We start from the raw sequence: 12,540 nt of genomic DNA on the forward strand, positions 1-12,540 counted from the left end.
ACTATTTAACCACCCTTTCAAAGACACGATTAACATGCCTTAAGAAGTATTTCAAATCAAATAGACTTTCGAACTCATCTAAATTGGTAATATATTTAGTGACACCATTATCTAATAAAACAGATTTAAAATCTTTATTTGTACGTTGACATTCTAAAGTACATTGCTGTATGAAGTCGTATACTTCTTCTCTAGAAAAATTATACTTGATTAAAATGTATGTTAATACCCTTTGGCTATAAAAAATATTATTTTGGCTTGAAATATGTTCTAACATCTTATCTTTATTAATAACAAGATTATTAATTGTATTTGTAGTTCTTCTTAATGCGTATACAAGAATATTATAAATATCAGGAAACATTAATCTCTCATTTGAACTATGAGAAATATCTCTCTCATGTCATAGTACATTATTTTCAAGTGCCATTGACACAAAACTTCTTATGTATCTAGATAATCCTGTAATATTTTCTGAACTTATTGGGTTTTTTTTATGCGGCATTGAACTTGAACCTTTTTGGCCGATACCAAATCCTTCGCATATTTCTTGTACTTCACTTCTTTGGAATAATCTTATTTCAGTTGTAATTTTTTCAAGTGTTGAAGCAATATTTGCAAATACTAAAATTAAGTTTGAATGTCTATCTCTTTGAGTTACTTGAGTAGAAATATTATCTAATCCTAACTCAAACTCCTTAGCTACAAACTCTTCCACTTCTGGTTCAATATTTGCATAATTTCCCATAGACCCTGAAATTTTTGCTACTTCTAATTGTAATTTTGCTAAATCAAATCTACTTATTTGTCTTTTTAATTCATCGAATCATAATAAAAATTTTAATCCTAATGATGTAGGTTCTCCATACATACCATGAGATCTCCCCATTATAAGAGTTTCTTTATTTTCAAGTGCTTTACTTTTTAATTTATCTAGTAGGTTAAAAAGTTCCTTTTCAACAATAAGATTTGAGTTTTTTATAAGAATATTCTGTGAAGTATCAACTACATCAGTTGAAGTTAAACCAAGATGAATTCATTTCTTCTCATTTCCTAAATATTCTGAAATCATTCTTGTAAATGCTACTACGTCATGTTTTGTTTCTTTTTCAATTTCTAGCATTCTTTCGATGTTAATTTCATTTAAGTCCATAATTTTTTTTAAATCAGTGTCTGGGACTACTCCTAGTTTATTTAAAGCTTTGACAACAGCTTTTTCAACTTTAAGTCAAGTTTGAAGCTTATTTTCTTCATCTCAAATTTTTTCTATTTCTTTAATAAGATATCTATCGATCATTAATTTCTCTCCTAAAAAAAGTCTTCATACAATATTGTTTGATTTCTATCAGGACCTACTGAGAAACCTTCAACTTTAATCTCGCATATTTTTTCAATTAACTTAATATAGTTTTTTGCCTCATCAGGAAGATCTATAAATGATTTAACTTTGGTTATATCTTCTTTTCACCCTGGTGTAGAAATATATACTGGTCTACAATCTCACAGATCACCAGCGTTTGCTGGCATGTTACTTGTTTTTAAACCATTTATTTCATAGCTTACACATATATTTAAATCATCAATACCAGTTAGTACATCCAATAATGTAATAAAGATTGAGTCAAGACCAGATGTTCTTATTGCATGCTTTAATGCAACTGCATCAAATCAACCTATTCTTCTAGGTCTACCGGTGTTTGAACCAAATTCATTACCAACTATACGTATTTTATCTCCGATTTCATTTAATAATTCACTTGGAAATGGTCCTTCTCCTACTCTTGTACAATACGCTTTGACAATACCTAATGATTTTTCTATCAACTTATGACCAATTCCAGTACCAATTGATGCGTTATTAGCTGAAGTATTTGAGCTTGTAACATAAGGATATGTTCCGTGATCAATGTCTAACATAGCACCTTGAGCACCTTCAAATAGCACGTTTTTGCCTGCTTTAATGGCATTTTCAACAAATATATCACAATCAGTTATTCTATGTTTAAGCTTTAAATAATAGTTTTGTAAATCTTCACATAACTCATCAAAATTTATATCTAATTCAACATTAAACATATTTTTTAGAAATTTTTTATTGTAGTTAAAAATTACCTTAAACTCTTCTTTAAATCTTGGTCTAGGTATATCACAAATTCTAACGCCCATTCTTGATATTTTGTCATTATAAGCAGGCCCAATACCTTTCTTGGTGGTACCTATCTTAAGAGCTTCTCTCTCTTCTTCTAAAGCCTTGTCAATTTCAATGTGATAAGGCATTAAGACATGTGCTTTATTAGATATTAATAAATTTCCGTGTTCACTACTGTGTTTTTCGATTATTTCAATCTCTTCTATTAAATTTTTTAGATTAATCACACAGCCATTACCGATGACATTTGTTGTTTTTTTATTAAAAATTCCTGATGGTACTAATGTTACCTTATGTTTTTCACCATTGAAGTTAATTACATGTCCAGCATTGTCACCACCAGCAAATCTTACTACTAAATCTGCTTTTTGACCAAAATAATCAGTCATCTTACCTTTACCTTCATCACCTCATTGTGCACCAACTATTACAAGTGAGTTATATTTGCTCATAATTTCTCCTTAGTTAAATTTATTCATTATTTTATTAATATCTGTTTCTGATATAAAATCTTCGATAACAATTTCTCTTAATTTAAAGTTATTTATTATTAAATTTATTTCCTCATCTTTTAACTTCATTAATACTCAATCAATTATTTTTATATTGTTGATTGGTTTTCCAACACCAACTTTTATTCTTTTAAATTCTTCAGAACCTAGGTGAGAAATAATGTTTTTTAAACCATTATGCCCTCCTGAACTACCTTTATTTTTGAACCTAAATACCGCAACATCTAAATCTTTATCATCATGAATAACTAATATATCTTTTTTATCTATCTTAAAAAAACTCATTGTTTTATTTAGAGCTTCTCCAGAAAGATTCATATAAGTAAGGGGTTTTAAAAAAATGACTTTAACATTATTAATTTTAGTTATAAATATTTCTGCATTAAACTTGATAGTTTTTTTTTCAAACCCATATTTTTGAAGTAAATAATCAACAATTAAAAAACCAGCATTGTGTCTTGTTTTATAGTAACTATTTCCAGGGTTACCAAGTCCTACTATTAGTTTTTGTTTCATTATTGATGTTTTTTAACATAATCTTTTACTTTTAATGCAATTTTTTCCTGTTCTTCTTCATAAACTTTAGTTAAAGGGTTTTTTTCATAAGAACTTTTTATCATTGCAGACATAAGTTTTGCTACTGAAATAATTTTAAGACCCTCGAATATCTTTTCTTTGGGTAAATCAATTGTATTTGTTACAACAACTTGTTTAACAATTTTCTCTTTTACTGCTCTTTCTAAGTTGTCAACAGCTTTACCATTAAAAAGACCATGACAAGCAATTAAGTAAATATCTTTAGCACCTTGGTCTTTCAAAGCTTTAGCAGCATTAATAATTGTTCCGCCAGTATCAATCATATCGTCAATAACAAAACAAGTTTTGTTGACAACATCTCCTAAAATGAATTCCACCTCTGCTTTGTTTGGTTCAGGTCTTCTCTTTGCGATTACAGCAATACCATTAGTTATATTTCCTGTATACTTCGCAACACCATGAACTCTTGTTAAACCACCATGGTCAGGTGAAACAAGTATACAATCTTTAGGATCTAAATTATTTTTAATAATGTCATTAATTATTTCTGATGCTACAGCTTGAGCTGTTGAAAAGTTGTCGATAGGCACATTAAAAAAACCCATAATTTGTGTTGAGTGTAAATCCACCGCTATGACTCTATTAACACCTGATTTTTCAATTAGGTTTGCCACTAGTCTAGCTGTTATAGGTTGTCTTCCTGCCGCCTTTCTATCTTGTCTTGCATAACCGAAATATGGAATTACCACATTGATTTTTGCAGCACTCGCTCTTTTAAAAGCATCAACAGCAATTAGTAGTTCCATTAAATTTTCATTTACTGGTTGATTGGTAGATTGAACAATATAAATTTCTTGTCCTCTAACAGATTCCATTGATTGAACTAGAATTTCACCGTCCATAAATCTCGAGATTTTTGTCTGAGACTCCTTTATATTTAATAATTCACATATTTCATTTACTAATGGTTTATTTGATGATAACCCAAATATTTTAAAATTATTATTTTCCATATTATGTTCTCCATATTAATAATAACAAATTATAATTATCTTTTTATAAAACCAATGAATTTAATTAGATTAAAGATAACTTATTTTACTAACAGAGATTGTATACAATTCTATAATTGTTTAATCAATCTGTTTATTTTAAAGATTTAAGAAACATAGTCTTAAGTCATTTATTAAATATAAATATTAATTTTTATACTAATAGGTATGTTGATGTTATATTGAAAAAACAAATTGGTTGGACCTTATGTAAGTTAAGATAAAGAAAGATTTAAATAAAACATTATTAACAAGAATTAATAAAATTTTTTGTTTACTAAAATACTAAAAGTCAGGCAGAAAGTTAAAACTGTGCACAATAATAAACGTTATTTTAAAGATTAATTTTAGAGTTAATCTTATTTTAAGTAGTAAAATTTTACCCTTAAATAAGTTACATGCAGATTTGTTAGTTCTAGCTATTTAAAATAACCATAGATTAAAGTACTAGTGAACTTTGATTACAAATTGATAAGACTAAAAATTGTATAATACTTAAAAATTCTTGCTGGAAACTCTATAATTATGAGTTATTAAATGGATTATACAATTCAACAAATGGCAAACTAGTGATAAATCATAACAATTAAAGTACCCTCGCTTATAAAATTGACTATTTCACGTTAGTAATGCTAATCAATATTTGCAAATATTATATGTTATTCTAGACATAAAAATGAGTTTAGTTTATGCGACAAAAAATAATATTATGACTCGTAAATTGAATTGGGAATAAGAGTATAATTTATTTATATAAATTATGTGCTCTGTTTTTTATTTTTACAACCTATATTAAGCACAACTTTAGAATTAAAATAATTTATTTCTTTGTTTTTATAAGGACTACCTTAATTGTAAATAATAGTATTAACGGTATCACTTTTTTAACTGTGTAAATAATACTTTTATAATAATTAATCAAAATGCCTTAGGCTACCATAATTTAAGTTGTATCAATAAACTATTTTTGATTTAAAGTATTTTTTGTATTTCCTTTAATAATAGATCTTCATATATGTAAACTTCTCATTGCTTCAAACTTTCATTAAAACTTTATTTACAATCTTCTCTTGTTATTGTATTGACATATATTTATAGAAATTAAAAAGAACACCTATTAATAAAATCTTAACAATGTAATTACTTTTTCATTGTTAATTTTATTTTAGATGTTCGATAAAATTGTTTTTTTTTATTGATTTAAAATTAATATGTTTTACCTAAGCATTACATTTTCAGTTTCATTGCTATATGATTCACGCCATCTTCAACAAATATATCATTAAATTCTATAAAACCAAACTTTGTATAAAAATCCTTAACATTGTAAACAGCGTTTATATAAACTATTTCTTGTTTTAAAACATCTTTGCTAAATTCTTTTAGCTTTTCTAACACTACAGCTCCTATTTTTTGTGATCGATATTCTTTTTCAACTGCAATTCTACCTCAATATAATTTATCATTTTTCAAGATAACCCTAGCACAGCAAACCAACTCATTGTTGTGAGTTGCAATAAAATGATAACCCTTATCATCATAATCATCTATATCGTTGTTCCTAATAGAACCTCTTTCGGTAATAAAAACTTTTTCTCTTAATTTTATTGCCTTTTTAAAAACTTCATTATTAGTACCAAAATCTTGTTCAAATTGTAATCCCATTTTAAACTCCTATCTTATATATAATAACACTTGTTATTTAAAGAAGTTTAAAACTAATAGTTTAATTAAATTTTTCTATTAATATAAGATAATAAAATAATTACTATGTAAAATAACTAAATTATATTGAATACAATCTAGAACAAGTTACTTATTCTATATAAATAAGATTTAAAAAGTGTATACTTATAATCATATTTGTGTTGAAAAAAATATAAATTAAATGTTATAGATTTGATTTACCTAGATTTTGGAGCAATTTTAATAAATAGTTTTTTGTTTAGAAATTTAGTTCGCTCTCATTATCAATATATCATTGAGCTAAATCATCTAGTATTTTTTTTAAACTTAATCCAAGTGGTGTTAATGAATAAATCACTACCAAAGGAAAAGTATTATTAGATCATCTTTTAACTATATTATGATTTTCAAGATGTTTTAAACTTTCTGATAAAACTTTTTTTGTAACACCATTTATACTTTTTTTAAGTTCACCAAATCTTTTTTCACCGCCCAATAAATCTCTAACAATAAAAATTGTTCATTTATTCTTAAGTACTTTTAAACATCTTTCAACTGGACATTTATTCATAAAATAACCTTACTAAGTTACTTTAAAGTAACTACTATTCTTTTTAAACTTATATTTATATTATAATATTGAAAGGAGAAGTAATATGGGTTTAGATAAAAGTAACGCTGTTAAAGTTACCAATGGTGACTTTAACACTATTAGTAACTTATTAAATGAAGGAAAAACTGTTTTAGCTGCATTAGAACTTGGACCAAAAGTTCAAGAGTCTCTAAAAAAAGGTAAAATGAGTGATGATTTTGCATTAATTGAATTAAAAGAAAAAAAAGAACATGCTGGTACATGCGCTTGTGGCAAAGATGCAAATGTTTTAGTTTATCTATGAAGATAATTTCTTTTAATTTTAAAAATAATAATTTATTTGAACATCTAAATAAAATCCACATTAAAAGTATTTTAATACTAGGATTTTATTAATGGGTGTTCTTTTTTTATGAGAACAATGCTTAAAAGTGAGCAAGTCAAGATAAATTTAAGAATCTAAAAAAATAAAATACCTGCTATTGAGATAAAATACAACTTTTAAACAAGTAAATCAAAAGATGAAAATCAAATTAAAAACTAATGTAATATACTCATAAATGGTTTAATGGGATACAACAAAAGGAGTTAGTAAAAACTTTAAATATGAAAATGAGTTTTTAAAAACACCATTATAACAAATGAAGAATTTAGATTATCTATGAAAAATAGCGGTCTAAAAATAGAATTATGTGAAGACAATTATGTAAAAATAATTCTTCATTATAAATATTTAACATATCTACTTTAGCTTTAATCTATCTATATATATGTGTTTCAAGATTCATCTATTTATAATGACTAAAATTAAAAAATATATTTAAATTATAGTTATCAAAATTAAATCGATTTTTATATACATAAAAAGTATAAATTTGAAATTTTAATAAACTTATTATAGACAGACAACTTTATTGATACACACAAATTATATACAATTAAAAGTTGATAAAATATTAGCTAAATATTGATAAGACAACATATTTATAGAAGAAAGTTATGAAGATACTAGGAATAACATTTGTTTTTTAAGAACTTAATTTAAGTATATTATTAAAGTAAATTTACTTAATTAGTAGGATATCTACTATTTTTCCATTTTTAGTTTATAATTTTTTAGTATAAAAATTTTTAGAATAGGTGGAAGTATGGGATTAGTAAATATACAAAATTTAAGTCACGCTAATGGTGATAAGAAACTTTATAAAGAAGCAGTTTTAAAACTAAATAGACGTGAGCACATTGCATTAGTTGGTCCAAATGGCGCTGGGAAAACAACTTTACTTAATATTATTTCAAAAAAAATAATCCCTGACTTAGGAGAAGTTGAAATACATCCTAAAACAAAAATTGGGTATTTAGATCAACATCTTAGTATAAAAGATGATATGGAAGTAAACTCATATTTAAAAACAGCCTTCCAAGATTTATATGATGTTGAAGAAAGAATGAATATAATTTATGAGAAAATGTCTGAAAATTATGATGAAAACGAATTGGTAAAAGCTTTAAAGTATCAAGATATATTAAATCATAATGATTTTGATTCTATTGAAAAGAAAATTGGTAACTTAGTTAATGGTTTAGGTATTGGCATAGATAAGTTAGACAAGAAAATGTCGGAATTAAGTGGTGGTCAAAAAAATAAAGTCATGCTTGCAAAATTATTATTAAGTGATAATGATTTTTTAGTTCTTGATGAACCAACAAACTTTCTTGATATTGAACAAGTTAATTGATTAGCTTCATTTTTGCAATCATTTGAAAAAGCATTTATAATGGTTTCTCATGACCAGGATTTTATTAATAAAACTTGTAATATTATTTATGCACTTGATAATTTAAAATTAACAAGATATGTAGGTAACTATGATAAATACATTGAAGAATTAGCTATTCAACAAGAACAATATGACAAAGACTTTGTTAGTCAACAACGAAAAATTAAGAAACTAGAAACATACATTGCTAAAAATAGTGCAAGACTTTCAACTGCTAAATCAGCTCAATCAAGAAAGAAAACTCTTGATAAGTTAGATAAAATGGATAAACGAAAAGAAAATATTAAACCAAATTTTAATTTCATGTATAAAGAGCCTGCGTCTGATGTAATCATTAAAGCAGAAGATTTAGTAATAGGATATGACTCTCCAATATTACATAAACTTAATTTTGAAATTAGAAAAGGGGAAAAATGTATAATAAAAGGTAAAAATGGTATTGGTAAAACAACATTTTTAAAAACACTTTCAAGCGAATTAAAACCTTATAGTGGAGATATAAAACTTGGTAACGGAGTTGTATACTCTTATTTTAAACAATTAGAAAAGGTTGACGATATTAACGCTATTAACTATCTAATGAATAGATACAATGATTTAACCGAGAGAGAAGCAAGAGCAAAGATAGGACAATTTGGTTTGAGAAATGATTTAATGATAAGACCTATGTCTACATTATCTGGTGGCGAACAAACAAAGGTAAGACTATCAGCATTAAGCATGGAACCTTGCAGCTTACTAATATTGGACGAACCTACGAATCATATTGATAGTTTAGCAAAAGAATCGTTACTAGAAGCAATAATGGATTTTGAAGGTACAGTTTTGTTAACTACCCATGATATTAACTTTTCAACAAAATGAGCAGATAAAGTAATTAATTTTGAAGATCTTGTGTAATAGTATAATAAAAACTCCTCTTAAGGAGTTTTTATTATACTATTACATTTTGTTATAATTTTTGACATTTTTTATGTAATAATCTTTTAAATCTTTATTAAAATACTTATCATAAAACATTTTCTTAATAAAAGTAGACCCAGAACCAGACATAACTCCTTTGTCAATAAAATTGCTAAGTTTGGGGTAGATTTGAATACAAGTTGTAGTCAAACTATTTAAATAAATTGAGTTATTTTCACCGGGAGTTAAATCAAATTCTTGATACACTTTTTTTGTATTACAATTAACACCTGTTAGTATAAGATGTTTTTTGTATACTTTAAATTTTTTAAAAAATGTCTCGACTTTTTCACCATAACCAGTAACTATAGCTGACTCAAAATCTGAAAAATAGAAATAAGAATCAAAACCTACCGCCTTGCATATCTCTTTATTTATGTTACTATCAATGATTTTATACTTTCTTAAAAAGTATTTAGCTAATGTAATTGCATCACTAGTTCCACCACCAAGACCAGCACCCAATGGTATTCTTTTCTTTAACTTAACTTTATAAAAATTTTTAGTAATATTATGTTTCCTTAGAATATCTAACACATTAAAAATAAAGTTCTCTTTTTCCAAAACTTTCAAGTTTGAACTAATCTCATCAAAATCATTATTAGACTTACTTATTGTTATTGAGTCATAAAGGTTTTTAACCTTAACTACAAGACTATTAATTAAATGATATTGACTATTGTAATCTTTTTTTCAAACTTTAAGTCATATATTTACTTTTGCATATGCTCTAAGCCTCATTTACACTCACCTCATTAAATAATATAATGTAATCATCTAAAGTTAAATTTTCTGGTCTTAAATTAAGTTTAATATTATGTTTAGTAAGAATATCTTCTGATTTATCTTTACTTTTTAAATAATTCGCCAAATTATTTAAAATTGTTTTACGTTTGTTGTTGAATATTTTTCTTAAGAATTGGGCAAAGTTATTAGGGTCTTTAACTTTTAAAACACTATTTTTTTCAAAATTCAGTTCTATTAATGCAGAGTCAACTAGTGGGACAGGTTTAAAAAGATTCCTATTTATTGTAAATAAATACTTAGGGGTAGAATAGAATTTAGAAATAATTGATAAATTATTATAATTTTTATTACTGGGTTCGGCACAAATTCTCTCTCCAACCTCTTTTTGTACCATTAATACAGCTTTTGATAAAAATTCCTGCGATTCAAAGCACTTGAATATGATTGGACTTATAATATAATAAGGTGTGTTTGATATTATTGAGACTTTCTTAAAATTATTTTGTTTAATAATTTTATTTAAATCAACTTCCAGAAAATCACCAATAATCAATTCAAAGTTTTCTTCTACTATACTTGATAATAATATGTTTTCTAGATCCTTATCTATTTCAATTGCTATTACTTTTTTATACTTTTTAACTAATTTCTTAGTTAATGCTCCTTGCCCTGGACCTATTTCGATTACAAGTTGATCGCTTTCATTTGATAATTGACTAATTATTTTTTCAATAAGATTTCCATCTGTTATAAAGTTCTGTCCAAACTTTTTCTTTGCTTGATGCATATTACTCCTCTAGAATTTTTTTAATTTCAATAACATTCAAATTTAAGTAGTTTAATCACTTAAATAATCTTTTTGTATTAATATCTTCACTTCAATTGTAATAATTTGATATTTTAATTCTATTTTTTTTAATGTAAAAGTTGTTTACAATATAATCTTCTCAAGATAAAGAGTTTTTGTTTTCTTCAAACTTAATTAAGTTGCTTAACGCATTTCTAATATCTATATCCCTTGCTTCTGCAACCCCTATTTTTTTTTGATTTTTTATTAGTTTTTTATTGATAAAAGCATTAAAACAGTTAAAATTTAAATAAGTATTAATAATATCACGTATTTTAATTCCTGGTCCGTCTGGGTCGGTAAAAATAATAATTCCACGTGTTTTATTAATATTTGATATTACACTTAATTTTTGATTTGTTATTGCAAGTCCGTTAGTCTCAATGGTATCTATGTTATCATTTCCAAAAACCTTTTTTAGTTTAATAGTATCAGATATCCCTTCAACAACAACGACTTGAATAATTTTCATATATTATAACCTTTCTTGTGTATAAATGCTAGCATTCTTAATGAGTTTATAGTATAATTATACACGAAGGGTTTTTTCTTATAAAGGAGGAAATAAAAATGGCATCATGAGACCGTAAAAAAGAATTCGTAGCTCTTGATCTTGGTACAGCAAACGTTGTTGCTTACTTAGGTGGACAAGGAATCATTTATAATGAGCCTTCAACAATGGCTTACGATGTTCATACAAACACTGTAATTGCATCAGGTGAAATGGCTTACGAAATGGTTGGTAAAACTAACGAAGACGTAAGAATGGTAGTACCATTAGTTGATGGAGTTATTGCTGATTTAGATGCAGCAAAAGATTTGATTAAAATCATATTCTCTCGAATTAAATTATCAGACATCTTGAAAAATTCTCTAGTAGTTCTTGCTTGCCCTTCAGGAGTTACTGAATTAGAAAGAGGAGCATTAAAACAAGTTGTTGTTGATATGGGAGCAAAAAAAGTTCTTGTTGAAGAAGAAGTTAAATTATCTGCAATTGGTGCAGGGATAAACATCTCACTTGCTAGTGGACACTTGGTTGTTGATATTGGTGGAGGAACTACTGATATAGCTATTATATCTGCTGGGGATATCATTATTTCAAGATCAATCAAAGTTGCAGGAAATCACTTTGACGAAGAAATAAGAAAATACATTCGTGCTGAATATAACGTTTTAGTTGGTATTAAAACAGCTGAAAAAATTAAAATTGAAATTGGTTCATTAACAAAAATTGATAATGGACGTACATTCCGTGCATTCGGACGTGATGTAATTTCAGGTTTACCAAGAGAAGTTATTATAGCACCAGATGAAGTTAAAAATGCATTGTTAGCACCATTCTCAAAAATTACTGATTTAATTGTTGAAGTTATGGAAAATACACCTGCTGAATTAGCTGGAGATATTATCAGAAATGGTATTACTATTTGTGGTGGTGGAGCATTAATAAGAGGAATTGACTCATACTTTGAATCAATATTCCAATTAAAAGTTATTAAAGCCCAAGACCCACTATTAACAGTTATCGAAGGTGCAAAAGAATACGAAAAACAAGCTGAAAAATGACTTGAAATAGTAGACTTACGTGATTCAAGAGAATACGTAATTAAATAATAAAAAAGAGATTTACATAAAAATCTCTTTTTTATTATTTTTTCTTGCTAAACCTTTATT

General features: G+C 26.1%; 12 protein-coding genes. 3 read left to right on the plus strand and 9 right to left on the minus strand.

Annotated features, from left to right (window positions below; genetic code table 4):
* Position 1: 1 nt before the first annotated feature.
* From purB to SCORR_RS05085, 6 genes are all read right to left on the minus strand, one after another.
* Entirely contained in the window at positions 2 to 1,297 is a 1,296-nt protein-coding gene (gene purB / locus SCORR_RS05060) for an adenylosuccinate lyase (RefSeq protein WP_094049800.1), read from the minus strand.
* Positions 1,298 to 1,308: 11 nt separating this feature from the next.
* Complete coding sequence (locus tag SCORR_RS05065) at positions 1,309 to 2,604, minus strand: adenylosuccinate synthase (RefSeq protein ID WP_169709055.1); 1,296 nt, start codon at positions 2,602 to 2,604, stop codon at positions 1,309 to 1,311.
* A gap of 6 nt (positions 2,605 to 2,610) precedes the next feature.
* Positions 2,611 to 3,177 (minus strand): aminoacyl-tRNA hydrolase, encoded by a 567-nt coding sequence (gene pth / locus SCORR_RS05070; protein WP_094049804.1) that lies wholly within the window; start codon positions 3,175 to 3,177, stop codon positions 2,611 to 2,613.
* Entirely contained in the window at positions 3,177 to 4,211 is a 1,035-nt protein-coding gene (locus SCORR_RS05075; protein WP_094049806.1) for a ribose-phosphate diphosphokinase, read from the minus strand. Before SCORR_RS05075 ends, pth begins: the two co-directional genes overlap by 1 nt.
* 1,266 nt (positions 4,212 to 5,477) lie before the next feature.
* Entirely contained in the window at positions 5,478 to 5,915 is a 438-nt protein-coding gene (locus SCORR_RS05080) for a GNAT family N-acetyltransferase (protein WP_094049809.1), read from the minus strand.
* 280 nt (positions 5,916 to 6,195) lie between these two features.
* On the minus strand, positions 6,196 to 6,507 hold the full coding sequence (locus SCORR_RS05085) for a winged helix-turn-helix transcriptional regulator (RefSeq protein WP_094049811.1): 312 nt from the start codon (positions 6,505 to 6,507) through the stop codon (positions 6,196 to 6,198).
* 85 nt (positions 6,508 to 6,592) lie between these two features.
* Here SCORR_RS05085 and SCORR_RS05090 point away from each other — a divergent pair, with 85 nt between their 5' ends.
* Positions 6,593 to 6,838 (plus strand): hypothetical protein, encoded by a 246-nt coding sequence (locus SCORR_RS05090; protein WP_094049813.1) that lies wholly within the window; start codon positions 6,593 to 6,595, stop codon positions 6,836 to 6,838.
* An 838-nt stretch (positions 6,839 to 7,676) separates the two neighbouring features.
* The gene (locus SCORR_RS05095; protein WP_094049815.1) at positions 7,677 to 9,209 is read left to right on the plus strand and encodes an ABC-F family ATP-binding cassette domain-containing protein; all 1,533 of its coding nucleotides are present in this window, start codon (positions 7,677 to 7,679) and stop codon (positions 9,207 to 9,209) included.
* Between the two features lie 42 nt (positions 9,210 to 9,251).
* On the opposite strand, the gene SCORR_RS05100 is transcribed toward SCORR_RS05095, so the two are convergent.
* The 3 genes from SCORR_RS05100 to rnmV are packed head-to-tail and all read right to left on the minus strand — an operon-like array spanning position 9,252 to position 11,338.
* A complete protein-coding gene (locus SCORR_RS05100) occupies positions 9,252 to 10,013 on the minus strand; it encodes a GHMP family kinase ATP-binding protein (protein ID WP_094049817.1) in 762 nt (253 codons plus the stop codon).
* Entirely contained in the window at positions 10,003 to 10,806 is an 804-nt protein-coding gene (gene rsmA / locus SCORR_RS05105; protein ID WP_094049819.1) for a 16S rRNA (adenine(1518)-N(6)/adenine(1519)-N(6))-dimethyltransferase RsmA, read from the minus strand. Before rsmA ends, SCORR_RS05100 begins: the two co-directional genes overlap by 11 nt.
* 1 nt (position 10,807) lies before the next feature.
* Positions 10,808 to 11,338, minus strand: a complete 531-nt coding sequence (gene rnmV / locus SCORR_RS05110; RefSeq protein WP_094049821.1) for a ribonuclease M5 — start codon at positions 11,336 to 11,338, stop codon at positions 10,808 to 10,810.
* Between the two features lie 98 nt (positions 11,339 to 11,436).
* Between rnmV and SCORR_RS05115 the strand changes: the two genes are divergently transcribed.
* Positions 11,437 to 12,480, plus strand: a complete 1,044-nt coding sequence (locus SCORR_RS05115) for a rod shape-determining protein (RefSeq protein ID WP_094049823.1) — start codon at positions 11,437 to 11,439, stop codon at positions 12,478 to 12,480.
* Positions 12,481 to 12,540: the final 60 nt, after the last annotated feature.

The sequence above is a fragment of the Spiroplasma corruscae genome, assembly GCF_002237575.1.
Classification (GTDB): Bacteria; Bacillota_I; Bacilli_A; order Mycoplasmatales; family Mycoplasmataceae; genus Spiroplasma_A; species Spiroplasma_A corruscae.